Source organism: Halopseudomonas salegens, from assembly GCF_900105655.1.
GTDB classification, from domain to species: Bacteria; Pseudomonadota; Gammaproteobacteria; order Pseudomonadales; family Pseudomonadaceae; genus Halopseudomonas; species Halopseudomonas salegens.
In genome coordinates this window covers 2,623,495-2,644,380 of the sequence record NZ_LT629787.1, presented here as the reverse complement: position 1 = coordinate 2,644,380, position 20,886 = coordinate 2,623,495, and the positions used below count along the sequence as shown (strand labels likewise).

The window sequence follows — 20,886 nt, the reverse complement described above, 5'->3', positions numbered from 1 at the left end:
GAACACCAGTACAGCGATAAAGTCAGCTTTTGGTCGGCAACTGAGAAAACACAACCCTGATGATTCGGGGTCACACATGAACAGGAAGACGGCGGCTGGATGAGTCCGAAATGGGTTTTTCTACAGCCTCGTTATGTTTCTCTCAGGGCGGGCTCGAGTCCAAGATGATCAACAAAGGGAATAAAGTCGCGATCTAGGAACAACAGGGGTAGCTCCTTCTCTATGCAAAATGTCGCGATGATCACATCGGCAGTCTTTCTGATCGTGATGCCCTTTTTACGAAGGGCTCGATAATTGTCGGCGCACTTGGCTGCCATATCTTTGCCAAACACTTCATATTGTTCCAGCGCCATCAGGCTTTGTTTGGTCTGACGATATTGTTTGTCGTTGCGGATGCCTTGCAGGATTTCCAGAAATATTAGGTCCCCGATAGCGACAGATCCTTGGACTATCGAGGCATCCAACAGGTCAGTATGTGGGTTAGTGACTCCGTTGAAATAGTCAATCCAGACGCTGGTATCCACCAGGATCATCCGGCGCTCCGCATTTTATTCAGGTCGCCTTCCCACTTGACCTTGCCGCGCAGCTTTCGAATTTCCTGCTGCTTGCTCAACTGGACCAGAAGTTTCAGGCCTTCCTCAACGGTTTCTTTTTTGGTTTCGTAGCCAGAGGCTTTGAGGGCTTCGGCCATCAACTGGTCGTCAATGACAATGTTCGTTCTCATGTTGCACCTATGTGTACATTTTTCGGTTTCTATACACAATCTAGCACTTCAGGGAAAACATGACAATCAGCTGCACAGCGGCCGATTTTACGCCGCTTCGCGGCTGCAAACCGGCCCATGAGTTCGCACGTTATGCAGTCATTTCCAGATCGCATTGACAGGTGTCATGTGACGCGCTACAGATTTCTCCATGATCAAATCCTTCGCTGACAAACGAACCCAGGAGCTCTACTCCAAGGGCAAGTCAAAGAAATCTCCTGCGGATGTTGCTCCGATAGCAGCTAGAAAAATTGAATACGTAGATCTGGCCGTACAGCTAGAGGATTTGAAAGTGCCGCCCGGCAATCGCCTTCATCCGCTGTCGGGGAACAGGCAGGGGCAGCACGCAATTTCTATTAATGATCAGCGGCGTATCTGTTTTCGTTTTGAAGATGGTGATGCGTATGAAGTCGAAGTGTGTGACTAGCACTGAGTGAGGTGATGATATGGCTATTCTTAATACTACCGGTATGCAGCGCAAACCCACTCATCCTGGCGAGATGCTGAGAGAAGATTTTCTTCCGGACTATGGTCTGACGGTTTCGGGATTGGCCGAATCTTTGGGTGTCTCTCGTCAGTCAGTAAATGAACTATTGCGCGAACGTCGTGCTGCCAGCCCTGAAATGGCGCTCCGGCTTGCGCGTTTGTTTGGTAACTCGCCTGAATTCTGGCTGAGCGCACAGCAATCTGTTGATCTTTGGACTGCCGCGCAGTCGGTCAAGGAAGAAGTGGATCGAATCAAGCCGCTGCATGCTGCATAACCAAGCCGTGCACTGGATGCCAAAATCTCCGCTTAGCGCCGGCTTTAGTCACCGGTGACGGCCGGCGTTGGGCGACAAAATGGGGGAGTTGATTCGGCGTGAACAAGTAGTATGATATTGTCATACTCTTGCTACTTTAGGAGCACAAGGCTATGAGCATGCACCGGAAGACCATCACGCTGACTGAACAGCAAGACGACTGGGTCAAAGGCCAGATTGAGAGCGGTCAATTTGGCAATGATAGCGAGTATATCCGTGATCTCATCCGAAGAGACCAGCAGGCCAAGGAGCGTCTTGCTACGCTGAGGCAAGCGCTCGGTGAGGGTGAGTCAAGCGGGAAGCCTAAGCCACTCGATATATCGGCTATTAAGGCGGCTGGCCGTAAGCGGATGAAGGCGGCTGACTAGTGCTTAGGTTAACCGTCACGCCGAAGGCGGAATCGGACCTTACCGGAATCTGGCTGCATACCTGCGAAGAATGGGGGGTTGATCAGGCGGATGTATACCTGGATCAGCTTGAGGCAGGAATGAATCAGCTGATTAATCATCCATCACTCGGCGCTGACTACGCCCATGTTCTTCCCGGGTATCGTAGGTTGCAAGTAGAGCATCACGCCATGTTCTATCAAGTGCACGAGCCGGAGGTGCTCATTGTTCGTGTCCTGCATGAGGACATGGATTCACCGCGAAGGCTTCTGGATTAGCGGCCGACATCTTTTTTTGGCGCAACGCACGGTTTCCATCTAGGCTCGTACTGTCGCCGCCCAACAAATAGCTGCTCTCAGGAAAATCACTCACTGCGCTCCTGATTTTCCGGAGATCACAGCGTTATGCATGACGTCCGTCTTGACGTACGTGCTTAGAGACGTACACTTGGTGAAAGTTGATCACGCAAGAGGTGCGTCATGACTGGAATCACAGCAACTGAAGCGCGCAGCAACCTTTATCGGTTGATTGACGAGACTGCCGAATCCCACCAGCCAATCGTCATTATGGGCAAGCGAAACAAAGCTGTTCTGATCTCGGAGGATGACTGGTCTGCCATTCAGGAAACGCTTTACCTGCTTTCCGTACCGGGTATGCGTGAGTCAATTCGTGAGGGAATGGATACCTCCGTGGATGAATGCGATGAGGGGCTGAACTGGTGACATGGAAGTTGGTTTACACCAAACAAGCCCAGAAGGATGCAAAGAAGCTGGCCTCCAGCGGCCTCAAGCCAAAAGCCCAAGAGTTGTTGGCACTCATTGCAGAAGATCCGTGCCGCAAGCCACCCCCGTTTGAGAAGCTAATTGGTGATCTTGCGGGTGCCTATTCACGCCGCATCAATATCCAGCACCGCCTGGTATACCAAGTGCTTGAAGACGAGAAAGTGGTAAAGGTCCTCCGCCTCTGGAGCCACTACGAATAATGCATTACCAGTCACAGTTGCCGGGCAATTTTTCCACCGCTTTGCGGCTAAAAAATTGCCGCAAAGCTCGGCGCAAGGCTTTGAATATGAGATATAAGGCTTTATTTGTAATCCTAAGCCTGTTTCTTGTGAGAGTGGTATTTGCTGACGAGGTTAATGAGACCATAGCGATTTCGTGTGATTCATTATCAGAGGAAATGAAAGTCAAAGCTATTTTTGTAAATTGGGCCCACATGGAAATGAACGAAATACCAGTCGGCTACAATTTGAGTAGCCGCTCGTGCAAATTCCTGAATGACACGCAAGCAAAAGTAGAGTTACACGAGGGTGATGCCTCAGTGCGAGGTCCATGTGGAGCAAACCCGTCAATCGAGTTGCAGATTACTAGTGCAGATGGAAAGCTATTTAAATTCGAATTTTCACCTCGTTGTGGTGGGCTCTTAATTCAATCTGCTGTTATTCACCGCGACCATGTGAATGTCTGCAAATATACCGAATTAAACCACAAGGCACCATGGGTGCCAGATAAGTTTGCAACGGAACCGAGTTATGAGTGCGAAATATATTGAGCCCAACAATTCGCGGTTGACGGACAATTTTTCCACCGCTTCGCGACTCCAAAGTTGTCGCAAAGCTGTGCGTTACATGCGGGTAGACGACAGAAAATGAGCTTCGAATGAAAGAAGTTGAAAGAATACTGAGAGTCGATCATGCGGGAGAATACGGAGCCATCCATATCTATAGCACCCAATTGCTAATTGCGAAACTGTGCTTCAAAGATATTGTGCCGACGTTGGAGGAGATGCTTATCCATGAACAACAGCACCTTCGGACGTTTTCAGATATCTTGAAGCGTCGCAATATTCGACACTGCTATGCTCTCAAGCTCTGGGCGATTGGGGGCTGCTGTTTAGGCTTCATGACGGCGATTCTTGGGCGTAACGCCATATGGGTGTGTACAGAGTCGATTGAGTCCACTGTGCTTCACCATCTAGATTGGCAGCTTCAGTTCCTGCGCCAGCATGACGAAGAAGCGCACAACGCTGTTTTTAGCATAAAATCGGATGAGGAAGAACATAGGAATTATGGCCGGGAAAACGGCGCGGGTTCTTTCCTCTATGCCCCGATATTCGTTGTCGTACGGTATTCAACAAAGGTCGCCATATGGCTTTCTACCAAGCTATAGGCATATGCACTCAATAACGGGCAATACTCAGCTATCAATTTTAAGGAAGGAAATCCATGTCACTAACGAAGCTACTCGTCCCAACCTATACGCAAATGCTTCGGGCGCTCTCAGGCTGGCTGAAGAAGGCACAGGCGCAGATTCAGAAAGCAGATGCGGAAGCGCTGTTATCCGCGCGCCTGGCGCCAGACATGTTTCCTCTGTCGACTCAGGTTCGGTTTGCTTGCGTGCAGGCTCAAGAGGCAATATTCCGGCTTCAAGGAAAGCCTTTTCCAGAATCTATCGATGAACTGCTTGAAGAAGGGCGAAATGCAGGTGAGCGGCCCGGCTCGTTTGCCGACGCTCAAGCTCGGATTGATGAAACTATCGCATTATTGGACGGCCTCACTCCCGACGCGCTGGATGCAAAAGCGGATCAGCCACTTACGCACGAACTTCCGAACGGTATGATTCTTGATTTGACCGCCGAACAATATGCACGCGATTGGACATTAGGCCAGTTCTATTTCCACATCATGACTGCTTATTCAATATTGCGCAGCGAGAAGATCGAACTCGGAAAAGCTGACTACGTAGCGCACATGTTTCCATATATACGTCCTGATACGATACCCAAGAGTTAACAGCTTGTGGCACATAATAGCTGTCCTTATGCCAGTGCAATTTTCAAGCGAGATCAACACATAACGAAGCCATACACCGGACGCCAAAACCACCGCTTCGCTGCGGCTCTCTCACTGGTGATGGCGAGCGTTAAGTAGGGAGATCACAGGATCATGGAGAAGATTGTCGCAGGTCTGTTGGTGCTGGTAGGTATCATTCATCTGTTACCCGTTTCTGGAGTTCTCGGCACTGAACGTCTATCGGCTCTATACGGTGTAACCCTTGGTGACCCAAACCTTGTGATTCTCATGCGCCATCGCGCCGTATTATTCGGTCTGCTGGGACTATTTATGGTGTATGCCGCATTCAAGCCTTGGCTCCAACCATTGGCATTTTTGGCAGGCTTTCTGAGTGTTGTGTCCTTCATGGCCATCGCCTGGTCTGTGGGCGATTACAATGAAGCCATCCGCAAGGTCGTCATTGCAGATGTTGTCGCGGTAATTGCGCTTTGCATCGCCGGGGTTCTCTATGTCTTCAGCCGCAATCAAAGTTAACCAGGCCAAGTGCGAGGACAGCTTTTCAGTTGCGGCTTCGCCTCCATTTCGTAGTCGCGCGTGTTGGCAGCGTTACATGCCAAGGAAACTATGACCACTACATTAAAGTTAATAAGTGCATTCGGTATTGTTCTGTTTGGTATTCTGTTTTCGGTGACGTACGTATCACCTGAAAAAGTGGAAGAAACAGCCAGAAATTTTGTGAAAAGCCAGATTGAAAAAGAAATACTTGAGCAGCAGCAAGCTATAAGTGAATCCTCTATAACAGAGGCAGTATCTAATATAGCCGGTAGGTTGGGTTTGGAGAAAGAGCAGATTCAGGCCGATTTACAAAATGATTTGCCCGAAAAGATTTCCAGCTGTTAATGGCCAATTAATCTGACCCACCTCTGGCCAACAATTTTGACCCACCCATGGTGGCATAGGCCACCGATCCATGTAGCGTCCCCCGCCTTATGCACAGGCCGGGGACAGATCATTGAAGGAGTGGGTTGTGATTCACAAGATCAAGGGGTTGTATGACCAGGGCCGTGGCCTGTCGGTCCGTGCCATCAGTCGCGAGCTGGGGATATCCCGGAACACCGTACGCAAGTATCTGCACCTGGATGAGGTGCAAATCAGCACTGCCATTGCTGACCCTTCACGCACCAAGTTGCTCGACCAGCACCGTGATTATCTGATCAATCAGTTGGGTCAGTTTCCAGCCCTCAGCGCGGTCAAGCTGGCCCGTCGTCTGAGGCAGCGCACCGTTGACCTAGCGGTGTCAGACCGGAGCATCCGCCGGTATGTGCAAGAGCTCAAGCAGCAGGTTGCCAGCGGTCAGTTGCGCTATTACGAACCGGTCGTTGAGTCGGTACCGGGCGTCCAGTGTCAGGTCGATCCTGGTGAGCTGCGAGGCGTCATGATCGGCGGCCTGGAGCGTGTCGTTCACTTTGTGGTGTTTGTGCTGTCCTGTTCCCGCTTGATGTATGTCGGCCTCGACTTCCGTCCCTTGCACACCGAGCGATTTATTCAGATGCACGACGAGGCCTTCCGTTACTTCGGCGGCGTCACCGAGGAGTGCATCTACGATCAGACCAAGATGGTGGTGATTAACGAGCAGTACCGTGAGCTGACGCTGAACCAGCGCTTCCACCAGTATGCGACTACCGTCGGGTACCGCATCCACGCGTGCGAGGGCTATGACCCGGAGAGCAAGGGCAAGGTGGAGTCCGGGGTCAAGTACGTCAAGCGCGACTGCTTCTACGGTGAGCAGTTCCAGGACGAGAACGCCGTTCGCCAGCACCTGCATGACTGGCTTGAGACGGTGGCCAACGCCCGCCTGCATGGCACGACGGGCCAGCATCCACGGGTCCATTTCGAGGCGCTGGAGCGTAGCCAACTCAAGCCCTATCTGGTCCCGCAGAGCCTGCTGCACTTGGCGCCGACAAGGGAGACACGCAAGGTCGACAAGACCGGCTTGATCTCCTGGCAGGCCAACAAGTACTCGGTACCCATGGCCTGGCAGCAAGCCCGTGTCGGTGTCAGCGCACAGGACGACCAGTTACTGATCCATGACCTGGAGAGCGGTGAACTCATCGCCACCCATGACCTGTGCAAGGCCAAGGGCCGGATGATCAAGAACAACAACCATTACCGCGACCATGCCCAGCGCATCACCGACTTGGAGCACAGCATCGACTCGATCTTGCCCGATGACCTGGGGGCAACCCTGTGCCAGTTGCTCAAGCGTACTTCCCCGCGCATCTACAAGGACCAGTTGGTCGCCGCACGCGACCTACTCATGGCCCATGCGCCGGTTGATACGACGCTGCTTGGTGAGCTGTGCGGGCGCGGCGAGCTGACTGCCACTGGACTCAAGCGCTATCTCGAAGCCTGGCAGCAAGCCAAGGCGCGGGGGCGGGTCATCAGCGATCAGGACTATGCTCCCGTAACTGGCAGCCAGGTCAGTCACGCCGACCTGAACGCTTACGCCCGGGTTGGCCAGTCGACTGGCCACGGGGTGACCCCATGAGCCTGCTCGACAGCACCATCGCGCAGTACCGCAGCCTTCGCCTCAGCGCGACCGCTGGTGAGCTGGCCACCCTGCTGACCAAGGCCGAAGCCAATGAACTGTCCTACCTGAACTTCGCCCAGTCACTGGTCGAGCATGAGCTGAACGCCCGCTCCAGCAGCCGCGTGAGCCGCAACCTCAAGCAGGCCCAGTTCCCCTCGGAGAAGCATCTGGAGGCCTTCGACTACCGGCACCAGACCACCATCACCAAGCGCCAGGTCAGTGCCTTGCTGGACTTCAGCTTTATCGACAACCGGGACAACCTGGTGTTCATCGGACCACCGGGCGTGGGCAAGACCCACTTGGCCATTGGGATTGGCCACAAGGCGGTCCAGGCTGGCTACAAGGTGCTGTTCCGCACCGCTCTGGCACTGGTCGAGGATCTAGAACTGGCAGAGATGAAGGGCGAGCTGAAGAAGCGTTTGAATCAGCTGAGCAAGTACGACGTGCTGATCATCGACGAGCTGGGCTATCTGCCGATGACACGGCAGGCCCGGTACAACCTGTTCCAGTTGATCAACAACCTGTACGAGTACCGCTCGGTCATCCTGACCACCAACAAGGACTTCACCAGTTGGGGCGAGTTCTTCCATGACGATAACGTGGCCGTGCCCATCATCGACCGCGTTATCCACCATTCACACATTTTTATGCTGGGAGGTGAGAGCTATCGACTGAAGCAGAAAACCGGCGGTTAGCGGTACGCAAGTGGGTCAATTTTATTGGCCAAAAGTGGGTCAAAATTAATGGCCATTGACACCAGCATCATCGCGTCTATGTGTGGCTATGATTGCGAAAAGAAAAAAGCATTGGCGCAGTCAATAACCTCGGGTTACATGGAGAGAATAAATAATATCCAGATCGCTGAAAATACGCTAAGTGATATCGTAAAAGGTAAGTATCTTGAAATCGTGAACAATCTGAAACTTGATCTCCGGATATTTCTTGGCTCCAATTTGGCGATGTTTTTGATTCTCCTGGCCATGTCATTTGTTAAGCCAGCAGCCGTGAAGCATTTGTTCGTTCCTGGGTTGTTGTTGGTGGCGGCAACAATGCTGTCTTCATCAATATATATCTTTGGTCAGGACTGGTTTTATACCATTCTATATAACGACTACATGGGTTTTGGTTATCTGGCGTATATTGCAGTGATATTTGGACTTTTGCTTGATATAGCCCTTAACAGGGCGCGGGTTACAACAGAAGTATTAAATGGGATGGCAAGCGCATTTGGCTCTGCATTTTCGGTGGCTCCGTGCTAGGCGCATCTAGCAAGCCGATGCGAGCAAAGCCAACATTGCTGCACAGCTTTTCGTTATGCGTATCCACACGCGTGAAAGGAGTCATCGGTGTTTAAAGTAAATGCGACCCAGCATGTTCTGGCGGTCAAGGATCTTGAGAAGACCGAGAGCTACTTTCTCGACAAACTTGGGTTTTCCGTCCGGTTCCGTGTGGACGGCTGGTCGTTCCTGAGTCTCGGCAGTTTTCACCTAATGATAGGGCATTGCCCGGACGAAATTTCGGCACGTGATACGCATGAGCATTCCTACTTTGCCTATGTGAACTGTGAAGGCATCGACGAAATTTACCGTGACTATCAGCAGCGCGGCGCAGAGATTTTCCAGGCATTATCTGACAAGCCTTGGGGCTTGCGGGAGTTTGGTGTGGCGACACCAGAGGGGCATCGAATCATGTTCGGTGAAGACATTGCCTCATCAGCTAACTCATAACCAGGCCAGGGCAGTATGTGGGTGGTGCCAGTGGCAGTTCATGGCGAGAAAATGAATGACTGATAAATTTGATGAATTCAGAGCCAGGCTTTTAAGCACAGATTATCCGCAGTGCCGTAATCTGCTTTCTTGCGTGCTTCTGGTCGTTCTATCTACGGGCGCGGTACTGTCCTGGTGGTACGCCTATTTCACGCTTCCCGAGACGGAATGCCACAAAGGCTTTCTCTATTTCTCGGTCTTGTGGCTTGCTGCTCAGTGGGTAGTTATTGGCTACTTGTACTGGTATCGGGATATTCCTGCATTTGCTCGGGACGCCATAAAATTGCTAATTCTGATGGCTAATGTCTGGTTTGGGCTTTTCCTTTTTGCCCTCAAGCCATGTGGTTTATAGCAACACACATAACCAGTGCAGGTGGGCGGACAGGTACTCCGCTGCGCTACAAAGTCTGATAAGTAATTTGCCCCGTGCGGATAAGCCAGGGAGCCTCTGGACGCTAGCTGCGTTGCCACAGCGCGCTAAAACCTCTCATGGCAACACCCTGTACCAGTGGCAGTTGGCTGCTGAATCTACGTCCACATGGGATCTTTGGTATTCAGGACCTTGCGGTCAAATAATTGATCTCGAGTATGGCGTAGCGTCTGGAGAACGGGATATGGTTACTCCGGGCGCAGGTGCAGACACCTGACAACCGCATGATGACGAAAAAATGTGGACTCAAGAGAAAAGTTATGGATGATTTACTTGAAGAAATAGGGAAAGGATTTCTCCGGGGGATAGGCTATATTCTTGCAGAGATTTTCTTCGGCATGATTTGTTACTGGGTTGGTTGGCCAATCTGCAAGATAGTCACTCTGGGCAAGTATCCGTCCTCTACTGAAGTGGTATATCTGGATGAGTACCGCACGCGGGATTCGGGTTTCTGGTGTAGCGTAGTTGGCTTGTTGGTGCTGGTTCTTTTGGCACTGTACTTGATGGGCGGGGCACTCTAGTGGTGCACAGAAATACCTGCACGGCTGAAGAACGGGCATGACTGACGGCGCCGGCCGATCCATCGGCTTGAACTTCGTCTGCAATGAATGCATGCCAATAGCACCTTCGTCACATCAATCGGTCCCTAATGGCTGATGTCCGTCAGGCTGCTGTGACGGCGGGCAAAAGAGAACAATAAATGGATGGAACCCTTAAGGAGATATACCTATGAGCGAATCACTACTTGGCCGGGTTGCGCGCCTTGTCGGCGGTACTTTTACCTCAGCGGTTGATGCAGCGGAAAACGCTGCACCAGAGGTCGTGGCCCGTCAGGCCATCGAAGAGGTTGAGCGCGCCATTGATGAGGTGAGGGCTGAAATCGGGCGTAAGCAGGCCAACCGGCACAATGCCAATCGGGAACTGTCGTCGCTGAATGACCGCGCGGAGAGTCTGAAGCAACAAATCCAGACGGCGTTGCAGAAAGACCGTGAGGATCTTGCCGAAGCAGGAGCCAACGAGTTGGTCGGCATAGAAGATCGCCTGCCCATTATCGAAAGCCTGGTGGCCACTACTCAGCAAGAGGAGCAAGAGCTCAACCGCTATCTTTCCGGGCTGCGTTCCAAACGTGACGAGATGGAGCGTGATCTGCAAATCATTCGTGATCGCAAGCGTGCAGACTCAGGTCAGTTGGGCGCGGAAGGCGAAGGCTTGGCTGCCGGCTCTTCAATCGAAAGCCGTGTTGAGAAGGCCGGCGGGGCTGTTGCCCGCGTAAAGGCTTCAGTCACCGGGCTGCCGGGAGAAGCGGAGACGGCCAATGCGTCGGCACGGGCTGAACTGGAGGAACTGCACCGTAAAAACCGGGTGGCGGAACGGCTGGCGGCACTGAAAAAGGAAGGTTGAGGTGCTCGATCTTCTATTGGCAAACGCCAATCTGCCCTTTGCGATCGCGCTGACATTGATGTTGATTATCGGTTTGTTCGAGGGTGTGGGCGCGGTGTTGGGTGTCGGCCTGGGAAACATGCTGGATTCATTTGTTCCGGATGTCAGTATCAACCCCGACATTGAAGTGGCCGATGCGGGTTCCAATTCAGCGCTGTCACGCCTTTTGGGTTGGCTGAAGGTCGGCAAGGTACCCATCCTGATGTTGTTGGTGGTATTTCTTACCGCTTTTGGCTGCATTGGATTGGCCATGAACTTTGCGGCAAGCAGTACGTTCGGTCTTATGTTGCCTGCCCTGTTGTCTGTCCCTCTGGCCTTTATGGCCGCGTTGCCCGTGACGCGCTGGGGGGCATCCGCACTCGAAGCCATTATGCCGAAAAATGAGACGTCATCGGTGTCACTGGAAGCCCTCATCGGTCGTGAAGCCTTTGTCACCATCGGTCAGTCGAGCAGCGTTCAGTCAGCCGAAGCGCGGGTGCGCGACCAACATGGCCAGACCCATTACGTGATGGTGCTGGCCGAAGATGGGCACGGTCCCTTCGGGCCCGGTATGCCGCTGCTTATTGTACGGCGTGAAGGTAACCAGTTTGTTGTCATCAAGCAGGATTCCTCCGTTCTGGATAACGAAAAATAGTCAAGGAAATAGATAATGGGAAATGCAAGTAACCTCGCTTTTATATTGATTGTCGCCGGGATCAGTTTTTTTGCCCTTGTGGTGCTTGGCGTCATTCTTGCGCGGCTTTATACCCGTGCAAACAAGGAACGTGCGTTTGTTCGAACGGGTTTCGGTGGAGAGAAAATCATCAAGGACGGCGGCGCCATGGTGTTGCCCGTGCTGCACGAAATCATCTACGTGAACATGAATACCTTGCGGCTTGAGGTGCGGCGCGCCAATGATCAGGCGCTGATTACCAAAGACCGCTTGCGGGTCGATGTTACCGCTGAGTTCTATGTCCGGGTGAAACCCGATAACGAGTCTATCGCGACGGCCGCGCAAACCCTGGGTGCGCGCACACAGCGTCCCGACGAGCTCAAGGAGCTGATCGAAGGCAAGTTCGTGGATGTGTTGCGTTCTGTGGCGGCGGGTATGACCATGGAACAGCTACATGAAGAGCGCGTGTCCTTTGTTCAGGAGGTGCAGACCAGCTGCGCGGAAGACCTGTTCAAGAACGGTCTTGAATTGGAATCCGTCTCCCTGACAGGTCTGGATCAAACGGCCAAGGAGTACTTCAATGCGGAGAACGCGTTCGACGCCGAAGGTTTGACCAAGCTTACCGAACAGCTGGAATCCCGTCGCAAGATTCGCAACGACATTGAACAGGAAACCATGGTCGAGATTCAGATGAAATCGACCGATGCAGCCAAGCGTCAACTGGGTATTCAGCAGGATGAAGAGTTCGCGCGACTTGAGCAGACACAGCAGATTGAAAATCGTCGCGCCAGCCAGCAGTCCGATATAGCTCGGGTCGGCGCGGAACGACGCCGCGAAGCCGAGGAAGCGGATATCACTGCCAACCGTGCGGTAGAGCTGGCCCGCATTGCCATGGAAGAAGAAACCCAGAATCGCGATATCGAGAAAAGCAAACGTCTGGAGCTTTCCAGTCAGGATCAGAAAATCGCTGTTGCTGAAAAATCCAAGGATGAATCCCGTGCTGCGGCCGAGGCGGATGAAGCCAGGGCGCAGGCCGTTGCCAAGGAAGAGGGCGTTATCACCGTGCGTGAAACTGCACGCGCCGAACGGGAAAAGCGCATTGTCGTGATCCAGGCACAGGAAAGCGCAGAGCGGGAAGCGATTGGCATTACGGTAGAAGCTGAAGCGCGTAAAGCTGCCGCTTCGAATGATGCTGAGGCTATTCGAGTGACCGCCGATGCTGAAGCAGGTGCGATCAAGGTCAAAGCCGAGGCCGAAGCGGAGGGTGCGCGACAGCTTAACGAAGCGAAAAACCTGCTGAGCCGTGAACAGGTGTCCTTTGCCGAGAAGATGGAGATGATTGCCCAGTTGCCGAAAATCATGGAGCAGGCGATGAAGCCGGCCGAGAAAATCGACAGCATCAAGATCTTTGATATCAACGGCGCACCGGGTTTCAATGGTGGGGCAGCTGGCGAAGGCAATAGCAATGGAGGTGGATCAAACCTCTCGGACCAGTTGGTCAATGCAATGCTGAAGCACCGCGCCAATGTGCCGCTGCTGGATTCCATTCTCAAGGAAGTCGGCCTTGAACATCTGGATCCGCGGTCCATTATTGATGGAAAGCTGTTTGACAAGGAAGAACCGGCAGAGCCAGTGGACGCTCAAGTGGATGCAAGCAAACCAATGCCCCCGGCAACGCCGGTACCACCGCAGCCGCTCGGGTAAAGTACGCTACTTTGCAAGCCACGGCTCGGTATAACCAGGATGGGTCTTGTGTGGAGGCCCATCCAACCTCAGGGTTAAACATCAGCAAGGCGTCGTTCGAGTCGTGGAACAGGCGCCCGAAACTTCTATCGGGTGGAGGGTCACGTGTTCCAGGTAGATAAAAGCACATGGCATATCTACGATCCTGACAATATCCTCAGTTCTCGGCGAGAAGGGTTCGATACCGGCATCTTGAGGTTTGGCGGTGATATTCATCCGAGGGAGGATTTGATGCAGTTCACTCACCGCCTGTCGAACTGTATCGTTGATTTTGGCTATTACGGCTGTGAAATCAATCTGGATGGATTTTACGCAGTGTCTGTTGTGGATGGACACATGGAAGAGGGCTGGCAATCTCCTATGGAGCGCCTTGAGTCCAGGGATTTTCTGGCAGGTATTACTCATGTCCAGGCCATGCTTGAAAAATATACCTGACACCGGGCGATGGGCGACTGCTGCATCATCGTTCTTTTTGGGTGACTGTCGCAAAAAACCGTCAAGGCGCCAGCGCAGGCTGTCAACAGTGCAAAATTATGCGAAGAATCAGCTTTAGCAGACCTAAAGAAAAAGTACGTGGGGCCACACGGCGGCTGAAAGCACTTGATGAGTGGGCTGACCAGTTTGAAGGTTATTTCCCGGCAGAATGGTCTGGGCAGCGGTATCTTGATTACAGAATTCCCGTGTTGGACCGCCTTGTCGACCCACCTACCACCAAACCTGAATGGCAGGCTCAAGCTGTCAGGGCGATGTTTCGAGCCTTGAAGAATCTCAACGATGCAAAGCCAGATACGCACTCCAGGGTACAGATTGATCTGATCCTTACCTGGCCTGATCTGCATGGTTCAACCATCATTGTCTTTTTTGATGATGCCTATCGCAAAGGGTTCTACGATAAAGATGATGAATGGCAGAAACGTATCCCTTCACCCATCGGGAATGACGGCATCCCATTTGAAATGCCGGGTGGGATGCGCACTGAACGGGTCAGGTTTATGAGTCGCGATTACGATGGCGAAGAAATGACGGAGTGGTACACAACCCATTGGTATGTGTGTTCTGCAGAGTGCAGTTAGCCAGCGCTAACCTCCAGGAATATATTTTTGTTGACTGCCCGAAGTGCAACCGGGCTGGCACGGTGCACTTCAGCTGACAGGGCTGCACGCTAGCGCGCCCACTCCTGTTCCTGCAATTGTCGCCACATGATCTTGCCGGTGCCTGAGCGCGGGATGCTGTCAGCAAACTCGACGACCACGGGGCATTTATAGGCTGCCATATTGGCGTGGCACCAGCTGATGATGTCTTTTTCACTGGGTTGCTTGCCATCGGCAGGTACCACTACGGCTTTGACGCTTTCTCCACGACGCGGGTGCGGCATGGAGATTACGCACACCTCCCGAATTGCCGGGTGAGCGTACATGAGTGATTCCACCTCTGCCGGCCAGACTTTGTAGCCGGAGGCATTGATCATGCGCTTGACCCGGTCAACCAGGAAAAAATACCCCTGCTCATCGTAGTAGCCGAGGTCGCCGGAGCGGAAGAAACGTTTGCCATCAAGCTCGATAAAGGCCTCAGCAGTGGCTGCCGGGTTGTTCCAGTAACCCTGGAAAACCTGCTCGCCAGCCATGACGATTTCTCCGGTTTCGTGCGGGCCCAGCTGTTCCAGGGTATCGACATTGATCACCCGGGAATCCACACCAATCGAGGGAATACCCAAACACTGTGCCTTGCAGGCCTGGATGGGGTTGGCGTGCGTGGCCGCCATGGTTTCCGACAGGCCGTAGCCTTCCATGTAGACCAACCCGGTTTTGGCTTGCAGCTTGTGAGCGACTGCGGCGGGCATGGCTGCGCCACCGCCGCCAATACCGCGCAGGCTGCTGATGTCGTACTGGTCAATGTCCGGATCGGACAGCATGTCGACGACCATGGTGGAGATATTGCGCCAGGTATTGACCTGATGCCGCTGTATCAATTCAGCGGCTACTTTGCGGTCCCAGCGCGTCATGACGACCAGGGTGCCGCCAACATACAGGGTGCTGTTCATGCATGACTGCATGCCGGTGACATGAAACATGGGCACCGATACCAGATGTACCAGATCATGTTGCGCATTGACCCAGGTGGCACCGTACACGGCAGTGGCCATGACACTGTGGTGAGTGTGCGCGCAACCCTTGGGGTTGCCGGTAGTTCCCGAGCTGTAGGGGATGACCGCGAGGTCGTTTGGCCCGGTGGTCAAGGCTGGTGGTGTGCAGCCGGCAGCCAGTGCTTGTTGCCAGCGGATAACGCCGGCAGGGCAGCTGGTGCTGGGTGGCAATAGGACGGCGTCGGGCAACGGCAGGTCGGTCGCTGCGCTCAGGTATTCACTGTAGGCGCTGACGACAACCTGTTTCAGGTAACTGAGGCCGACCTGGGGAGCGATAAAGTCGATCAGTTCTTCGGCACACAAGGCCACCGTTGCCTGGGTGTCTTCAATCAGGTAGCTCAGTTCGGCACTGCGGTTCATCGGGTTGACCGGCACCACCACTGCATTGGCACGCAAAATGGCAAAGAAGCCAATGATGTACTGCGGGCTGTTCTGCATGTACAGCAGCACGCGGTCACCACTGGCGACACCAGCCTGGTGCAGGTAGCCGGCCAGGCTCTCCGCTTCTTGCTGCAGGCGTCGATAGCTGATCGCTGAACCGTAATAGAGGATGGCTGGGTGCTCGGGGTAGCGCAGTGCGGCGACTGTGATGTTATGGAACAGGTTGGTTGCCGGCAGTTCAAGCTGCTTGGGCACCTGGTCGGGCCAGACCTGATAATGACGGTCAAACATGCGATGAATCCATTGTTGTTATTGCCGTCAGCATAGGGGGTTTGCCGGCAGGCTGTGAATGCTCAATTATCCGGGTGTTGATCAGGCATAAGGCAAACGTGGTCCGGGGAAGTCCTTGGCCACTGAATGCGGTATATTAGACACATAACCAGAATGCCTGCAGTGGACCTTTTCCCGGCTGACCACTGTTACTGAGGAGTACACCCATGAGCCAAGATCGCGTCATCATATTTGATACCACCCTGCGGGACGGTGAGCAGAGCCCCGGTGCCTCGATGACCAAAGAGGAAAAACTGCGCATTGCCAAGGCGCTGGAAAAGCTGCGGGTGGATGTTATCGAGGCCGGTTTTGCAATTGCCAGTCCGGGTGATTTCGAGGCGGTCAAGCTGATTGCCGATACCATTCAGGACAGCACTGTATGCAGCCTGTCGCGTGCCGTAGATGCCGATATCGAACGGGCTGCCGAAGCCTTGGCGAATGCCAGTCATGGGCGTATCCATACCTTTATCGCCACCAGTCCGATCCACATGCAGCACAAGCTCAAGCTGCAGCCGGATCAGGTCGTCGAGCAGGCGGTGCGATCGGTACGCAAGGCGCGCAATCTGTGTGCCGATGTCGAGTTTTCCTGTGAAGATGCCGGTCGCTCCGAGATCGATTTCCTCTGTCGCATCATCGAAGCGGCGATCAAGGCCGGTGCACGCACCATCAATATTCCCGACACTGTGGGTTATGCCATTCCACACCAGTTTGCCGACACTATCCGGCAAATCATCGAGCGTGTGCCGAATGCCGATCAGGCCGTATTCTCCGTCCACTGCCATAACGACCTGGGGCTGGCGGTGGCTAACTCGCTGGCTGCCGTTACGGCGGGTGCCCGTCAGGTGGAATGCACCATCAATGGACTGGGCGAGCGAGCCGGGAATGCCTCACTGGAAGAGATCGTGATGGCGATCAAGACGCGTGAGGATGTGCTCGGAGTACATACGGGCATCGTCACCGAGCATATTCTCGCCGCGTCGCGTCTGGTTTCCGGGATTACCGGTTTCCCGGTGCAGCCTAACAAGGCGATTGTCGGTGCCAATGCTTTCGCCCATGAGTCAGGTATTCATCAGGATGGGGTGCTCAAGCACCGCGAAACCTATGAAATCATGAGTGCACAATCGGTCGGCTGGCATACCAATCGCTTGTCGTTGGGCAAGTTGTCCGGTCGCAATGCTTTTCGTTCACGGCTGGAAGAGCTGGGCATCAACCTTACCGGCGAAGAACTGAATGTTGCTTTTGCCCGCTTCAAGCAACTGGCGGACAAAAAGCACGAAATTTTTGATGAAGACCTGCAGGCGCTGGTATCGGATGCCATAACCGAGGTGGACGAGAAGGTCCGCCTGGTTCATCTGGAAGTCGCCTCCTGTATGGGCGAGGTTCCCGAAGCCCATGTGCTGCTGAGCGTTGATGGCGAAGAGCGCGAGGCGCGCGCCCAGGGGTCGGGCCCGGTGGATGCAACGTTCAAGGCGATCGAGCAGATTGTCGATTTGCAGACGGTGCTGCAGCTGTATTCAGTCAATGCGATTACCCAGGGCACCGACTCGCAGGGCGAAGTGACCGTGCGACTGGAAAAAGCCGGGCGTATCGTCAACGGCAATGGCGCCGATACGGATATTGTTGTCGCGTCGGCCAAGGCTTATATCAATGCCTTGAACCTGTTGCTGGCAGGCGCTTATCGTGCCCATCCGCAAGCGGCAGATGTTTGATGCAGGAAGCTCGTCGACAGGCCTATTTGCACGTACTCGGGGTCACCTCCTGGGTACCACGGCAGCCGCTTTCCGGCGCGGCCAAGGGACGTCGGCCGCTGCATGCAACCGTGGAATCACCGCAGTCGTTGCCAGTAGCAACGGCAATGGAAAAGCCGGCGGAGGTTGCGCCGCAACCCACATCCGGAGCTGATGCTGTACGGCAGGCCATGCTGCCTGCACGCCAGCCGACTCCAGCTGCCTCAGCCGCGGCGGAGCAGAGTGGTTCCTCTACTGCGATGCAGCCTGCCCGGCAGTCCGCGGCGACAGTCTGCCCGCCATTTACCGCGCAGCTATGGTTGGCCGGGCCCTGTGCCCTGCTGCTGGAAATGCCGGCGGATGGGTTGGGCGCGCGCAGCCCGGCGGCCCGCTTGCTGGCCGATATTCTGCGCGCCGTGCAACTGCCCATGCCGGCACAATTTCTGGCTGACTTCAAATGGCCGCTGACCCGCAATACACAGTTTGAGCAAAGTGAAGTGGCTGCACACCAGGCCTTGCAGGCCTTTGTGCAAGCTCGACTGGAGCAACAGACGCTGGTTTCCCTGGGGAGTTTCGGCCGGCACGCCGGGCTTCTGGCCAAAGCCAGTGTGGTTGATGCAGAGGCCGCTTTTGGTCGTGAGGAAGCGCTGGAGGGGCTGCCGCCGGCGTGGTTTGCTCCCAGCCTGGACGATTTGCTCCAGACGCCAGCCAGCAAGGCTGAATTGTGGGCGCTGTTGCAGCGCGTGATGGTGAGGTGGCAGTCGGCGTGAGAGAAGACGTGCAATTAAGAGTCATGCAGGAAAGTGATATCGACAGCGTATTGAGTGTCGAATATTCAGCCTATTCACACCCGTGGACGCGGGGTATTTTTCTCGATTGTCTCAAGTCCGGTTATGAATGCTGGATACTGTATCGCGGAGAGCAGCAGGTTGGGCACGCCGTTTTGACGGCGGCGGCCGGCGAGTCGCATTTGCTCAATCTGACGGTAAAGCCGGAGAGCCAGGGCAATGGATTTGGTCGATACCTGTTGCAGCATATGCTGGTCCGCGCCCAGCACCGGCAGGCCGATGTGTGTTTTCTCGAAGTGCGCGCATCCAACGCCGCAGCCATTGCCCTGTATGACCAGGTTGGCTTCAACGAGATCGGCCGGCGCAAGAATTATTACCCGATGGTCGGTGGGCGTGAGGATGCGCTGGTCATGGCCTTCACTCTCGACGAACCGGAAGGGTGACGCGGTTGCTGTCATTGACGTCAGCAGCAGGAACGAATTGCTAGGAGACAAGGCATGTCAGAACTGAGCCAATTATTTGCCAACAACCGGGCCTGGGCCGAGTCGATCACCCAGGAAGATCCGGAATTTTTCAGCAAATTGGCCAATCAACAAGCGCCGGAATATCTTTGGATCGGCTGTTCCGATTCGCGAGTGCCAGCGAATGAAATCGTTGGTTTGTTGCCGGGGGAACTCTTTGTTCATCGCAACGTAGCCAATGTCGTACTGCATACCGACCTGAATTGTCAGTCGGTGATGCAGTTCGCCGTGGATGTGCTCAAGGTCAAGCACATCATCGTTACCGGGCATTATGGCTGTGGTGGTGTGAACGCCGCCATGCAGCCACGGCAGGTAGGTCTGGTGGATACCTGGTTGCGCACCATTCGTGACCTTTACCACGAGCAGTGGGAAGTACTGAAACCTCTGGATCCGCAGGCTCAGCTTGATCGCATGTGCGAGCTGAATGTGATCAAGCAGGTAGCCAACGTGACCCAGTCGCCGATTGTGCAGAACGCCTGGCATCGTGGCCAGCCGCTGGCTGTTCACGGCTTTATTTACGGCATCAAGGATGGTCACCTGAAGGATCTGGGCGTGACCGTCGACAATGCCGAGCAACTCCCCGAACAGTTCCGCTTGAGCCCACCGGTGTGAGCTATCGCCTGTGCGTGATTCCTGGTGACGGGATTGGTCCGGAGGTTGTCCCGGTTGCCGTCCGCGCCTTGCAGGTCCTGTTGCCGGACTTGCAGGTGGAACACGCGGAGGCGGGCTGGGCGTGTTTTCAACGCTGCGGCCAGGCTGTTCCCGAGGCGACCCTTGAGCGTATGCGCGTTTGCGGTGCCGGCCTGTTTGGCGCCGTATCCTCACCGTCACAACCGGTAGCCGGTTATCGCAGCGCCATCCTGACCTTGCGCCAGACTCTGGGGCTGAACGTAAACCTGCGCCCGGTGCGCAGTTGGCCTGGTGTATCACCACGTGATGACGTTGATTTGCTGATTCTGCGCGAGAACAGTGAAGGGCTGTACAGTGGCCCTGAGCGGATGCTGGATAGCGGGCATGCAGTGGCAGAGCGGCATATTACCGCAAGTGCCAGTGAGGCCCTGGCGCAGCGTGCGGTCGATGTGGCGCGTATGCGTGGCGCCGAACGCATTACCCTGGTGCACAAGGCCAATGTGCTGCCGCTGACCTGCGGCCTGTTCCGTGACCGTTGTCGAGTGGTGCTGGCAGCGGCTGGTCTGGAAGACCAGGTCGATGAGAGCCTGGTCGATGTCGCTGCCTTGCAGCTGGTTGCAGAGCCAGAGCGTTTCGACCTGTTGCTGACCACCAACCTGTTTGGCGACATCCTGTCCGATCTTGCCTGTCACTGGTCCGGGGGGCTGGGTATGGCGCCATCCTTGAACTGGGGTCAGAGCATTGCCCTGGCCGAGCCGGTGCATGGCAGTGCGCCGGATATTGCCGGCAGTGGCCGTGCCAATCCGCTGGCTGCGGTGCTCAGTGCGGGATTGTTGCTGCGCTACCATTGGCGCCAGCCCGCTTTGGCCGATCAACTGGAGGCTGCGGTAGGCCGGGTTTTGGCTTTGCACGCGGGGAAAGATCTGGGCACTGCTACACTGCAACAACTGGAGCGGAGCCTGTTACGGCAATTGACCCACCCGCAATCGGACTGAGGCGATAGCC

The 20,886-nt window shown here is 54.6% G+C and carries 30 protein-coding genes; 27 read left to right on the top strand and 3 right to left on the bottom strand.

Annotation, left to right across the window (positions count from 1 at the left end):
- Positions 1 to 131: 131 nt before the first annotated feature.
- Both vapC and BLU07_RS12165 read right to left on the bottom strand, forming a co-directional pair.
- Positions 132 to 533, bottom strand: a complete 402-nt coding sequence (gene vapC, locus BLU07_RS12170; protein WP_092387317.1) for a type II toxin-antitoxin system VapC family toxin — start codon at positions 531 to 533, stop codon at positions 132 to 134.
- Complete coding sequence (locus tag BLU07_RS12165; RefSeq protein ID WP_092387315.1) at positions 530 to 724, bottom strand: type II toxin-antitoxin system VapB family antitoxin; 195 nt, start codon at positions 722 to 724, stop codon at positions 530 to 532. The genes vapC and BLU07_RS12165 overlap by 4 nt, the downstream gene beginning before the upstream one ends.
- A 190-nt stretch (positions 725 to 914) precedes the next feature.
- Between BLU07_RS12165 and BLU07_RS12160 the strand changes: the two genes are divergently transcribed.
- The 22 genes from BLU07_RS12160 (at position 915) to BLU07_RS17615 (ending at position 14,434) form a co-directional block, all read left to right on the top strand.
- A complete protein-coding gene (locus BLU07_RS12160; protein WP_092387313.1) occupies positions 915 to 1,190 on the top strand; it encodes a type II toxin-antitoxin system RelE/ParE family toxin in 276 nt (91 codons plus the stop codon).
- Between the two features lie 19 nt (positions 1,191 to 1,209).
- Entirely contained in the window at positions 1,210 to 1,524 is a 315-nt protein-coding gene (locus BLU07_RS12155) for a HigA family addiction module antitoxin (protein WP_092387311.1), read from the top strand.
- A 152-nt stretch (positions 1,525 to 1,676) separates the two neighbouring features.
- Positions 1,677 to 1,931 (top strand): type II toxin-antitoxin system ParD family antitoxin, encoded by a 255-nt coding sequence (locus BLU07_RS12150; protein ID WP_092387309.1) that lies wholly within the window; start codon positions 1,677 to 1,679, stop codon positions 1,929 to 1,931.
- A complete protein-coding gene (locus tag BLU07_RS12145; RefSeq protein WP_092387307.1) occupies positions 1,931 to 2,227 on the top strand; it encodes a type II toxin-antitoxin system RelE/ParE family toxin in 297 nt (98 codons plus the stop codon). The genes BLU07_RS12150 and BLU07_RS12145 overlap by 1 nt, the downstream gene beginning before the upstream one ends.
- Before the next feature lie 201 nt (positions 2,228 to 2,428).
- On the top strand, positions 2,429 to 2,671 hold the full coding sequence (locus BLU07_RS12140; protein WP_092387305.1) for a type II toxin-antitoxin system Phd/YefM family antitoxin: 243 nt from the start codon (positions 2,429 to 2,431) through the stop codon (positions 2,669 to 2,671).
- On the top strand, positions 2,668 to 2,931 hold the full coding sequence (locus tag BLU07_RS12135; RefSeq protein ID WP_092387303.1) for a Txe/YoeB family addiction module toxin: 264 nt from the start codon (positions 2,668 to 2,670) through the stop codon (positions 2,929 to 2,931). Before BLU07_RS12140 ends, BLU07_RS12135 begins: the two co-directional genes overlap by 4 nt.
- Positions 2,931 to 3,500 carry a hypothetical protein gene (locus tag BLU07_RS12130; protein WP_092387301.1) on the top strand — a complete coding sequence of 190 codons (570 nt, stop codon included), beginning with the start codon at positions 2,931 to 2,933 and terminating at the stop codon, positions 3,498 to 3,500. Before BLU07_RS12135 ends, BLU07_RS12130 begins: the two co-directional genes overlap by 1 nt.
- 107 nt (positions 3,501 to 3,607) lie before the next feature.
- Complete coding sequence (locus BLU07_RS12125; protein WP_092387299.1) at positions 3,608 to 4,117, top strand: demethoxyubiquinone hydroxylase family protein; 510 nt, start codon at positions 3,608 to 3,610, stop codon at positions 4,115 to 4,117.
- A 56-nt stretch (positions 4,118 to 4,173) separates the two neighbouring features.
- Positions 4,174 to 4,740, top strand: coding sequence for a DUF1993 domain-containing protein (locus BLU07_RS12120; RefSeq protein ID WP_092387297.1), 567 nt, complete (start codon positions 4,174 to 4,176; stop codon positions 4,738 to 4,740).
- 153 nt (positions 4,741 to 4,893) lie between these two features.
- Positions 4,894 to 5,274: a phosphopantetheine adenylyltransferase gene (locus tag BLU07_RS12115; RefSeq protein WP_092387295.1), complete on the top strand. Its 381-nt coding sequence runs from the start codon at positions 4,894 to 4,896 to the stop codon at positions 5,272 to 5,274.
- Positions 5,275 to 5,364: 90 nt separating this feature from the next.
- Entirely contained in the window at positions 5,365 to 5,640 is a 276-nt protein-coding gene (locus tag BLU07_RS12110; protein WP_197675001.1) for a hypothetical protein, read from the top strand.
- A gap of 127 nt (positions 5,641 to 5,767) precedes the next feature.
- Positions 5,768 to 7,288, top strand: coding sequence for an IS21 family transposase (gene istA, locus BLU07_RS12105; RefSeq protein ID WP_092383324.1), 1,521 nt, complete (start codon positions 5,768 to 5,770; stop codon positions 7,286 to 7,288).
- Complete coding sequence (istB, locus tag BLU07_RS12100; RefSeq protein WP_092383322.1) at positions 7,285 to 8,025, top strand: IS21-like element helper ATPase IstB; 741 nt, start codon at positions 7,285 to 7,287, stop codon at positions 8,023 to 8,025. Before istA ends, istB begins: the two co-directional genes overlap by 4 nt.
- Before the next feature lie 48 nt (positions 8,026 to 8,073).
- On the top strand, positions 8,074 to 8,589 hold the full coding sequence (locus BLU07_RS12095) for a hypothetical protein (RefSeq protein WP_197675000.1): 516 nt from the start codon (positions 8,074 to 8,076) through the stop codon (positions 8,587 to 8,589).
- Positions 8,590 to 8,676: 87 nt separating this feature from the next.
- Positions 8,677 to 9,057, top strand: coding sequence for a VOC family protein (locus BLU07_RS12090; RefSeq protein WP_092387292.1), 381 nt, complete (start codon positions 8,677 to 8,679; stop codon positions 9,055 to 9,057).
- A gap of 55 nt (positions 9,058 to 9,112) precedes the next feature.
- Entirely contained in the window at positions 9,113 to 9,448 is a 336-nt protein-coding gene (locus BLU07_RS12085) for a hypothetical protein (RefSeq protein WP_092387289.1), read from the top strand.
- Positions 9,449 to 9,786: 338 nt separating this feature from the next.
- A complete protein-coding gene (locus tag BLU07_RS12080; RefSeq protein ID WP_157719196.1) occupies positions 9,787 to 10,047 on the top strand; it encodes a hypothetical protein in 261 nt (86 codons plus the stop codon).
- Between the two features lie 208 nt (positions 10,048 to 10,255).
- Positions 10,256 to 10,927 (top strand): PspA/IM30 family protein, encoded by a 672-nt coding sequence (locus tag BLU07_RS12075; RefSeq protein ID WP_092387285.1) that lies wholly within the window; start codon positions 10,256 to 10,258, stop codon positions 10,925 to 10,927.
- 1 nt (position 10,928) lies between these two features.
- Positions 10,929 to 11,600 carry a YqiJ family protein gene (locus tag BLU07_RS12070; protein ID WP_092387283.1) on the top strand — a complete coding sequence of 224 codons (672 nt, stop codon included), beginning with the start codon at positions 10,929 to 10,931 and terminating at the stop codon, positions 11,598 to 11,600.
- Between the two features lie 15 nt (positions 11,601 to 11,615).
- Complete coding sequence (locus BLU07_RS12065) at positions 11,616 to 13,322, top strand: flotillin family protein (protein ID WP_092387281.1); 1,707 nt, start codon at positions 11,616 to 11,618, stop codon at positions 13,320 to 13,322.
- A gap of 144 nt (positions 13,323 to 13,466) precedes the next feature.
- Positions 13,467 to 13,796, top strand: coding sequence for a hypothetical protein (locus BLU07_RS17620; RefSeq protein WP_157719195.1), 330 nt, complete (start codon positions 13,467 to 13,469; stop codon positions 13,794 to 13,796).
- A gap of 98 nt (positions 13,797 to 13,894) precedes the next feature.
- Positions 13,895 to 14,434, top strand: coding sequence for a DUF3916 domain-containing protein (locus tag BLU07_RS17615; protein WP_157719194.1), 540 nt, complete (start codon positions 13,895 to 13,897; stop codon positions 14,432 to 14,434).
- 89 nt (positions 14,435 to 14,523) lie between these two features.
- Here BLU07_RS17615 and BLU07_RS12050 read toward each other — a convergent pair whose 3' ends face one another.
- Complete coding sequence (locus tag BLU07_RS12050) at positions 14,524 to 16,176, bottom strand: long-chain-fatty-acid--CoA ligase (RefSeq protein WP_092387275.1); 1,653 nt, start codon at positions 16,174 to 16,176, stop codon at positions 14,524 to 14,526.
- A 206-nt stretch (positions 16,177 to 16,382) separates the two neighbouring features.
- Between BLU07_RS12050 and BLU07_RS12045 the strand changes: the two genes are divergently transcribed.
- From BLU07_RS12045 to BLU07_RS12025, 5 genes are read left to right on the top strand one after another with little or no spacing between them, the layout of a single operon-like run.
- Positions 16,383 to 17,924 (top strand): 2-isopropylmalate synthase, encoded by a 1,542-nt coding sequence (locus tag BLU07_RS12045; protein ID WP_092387273.1) that lies wholly within the window; start codon positions 16,383 to 16,385, stop codon positions 17,922 to 17,924.
- Complete coding sequence (locus BLU07_RS12040; protein ID WP_092387271.1) at positions 17,924 to 18,712, top strand: hypothetical protein; 789 nt, start codon at positions 17,924 to 17,926, stop codon at positions 18,710 to 18,712. The genes BLU07_RS12045 and BLU07_RS12040 overlap by 1 nt, the downstream gene beginning before the upstream one ends.
- Positions 18,709 to 19,173 (top strand): ribosomal protein S18-alanine N-acetyltransferase, encoded by a 465-nt coding sequence (gene rimI / locus BLU07_RS12035; protein ID WP_407920075.1) that lies wholly within the window; start codon positions 18,709 to 18,711, stop codon positions 19,171 to 19,173. The genes BLU07_RS12040 and rimI overlap by 4 nt, the downstream gene beginning before the upstream one ends.
- Positions 19,174 to 19,227: 54 nt before the next feature.
- Positions 19,228 to 19,863 carry a carbonate dehydratase gene (can, locus tag BLU07_RS12030; protein ID WP_092387267.1) on the top strand — a complete coding sequence of 212 codons (636 nt, stop codon included), beginning with the start codon at positions 19,228 to 19,230 and terminating at the stop codon, positions 19,861 to 19,863.
- On the top strand, positions 19,860 to 20,876 hold the full coding sequence (locus BLU07_RS12025; RefSeq protein ID WP_092387265.1) for an isocitrate/isopropylmalate dehydrogenase family protein: 1,017 nt from the start codon (positions 19,860 to 19,862) through the stop codon (positions 20,874 to 20,876). Before can ends, BLU07_RS12025 begins: the two co-directional genes overlap by 4 nt.
- The last annotated feature ends 10 nt before the right edge of the window (positions 20,877 to 20,886 follow it).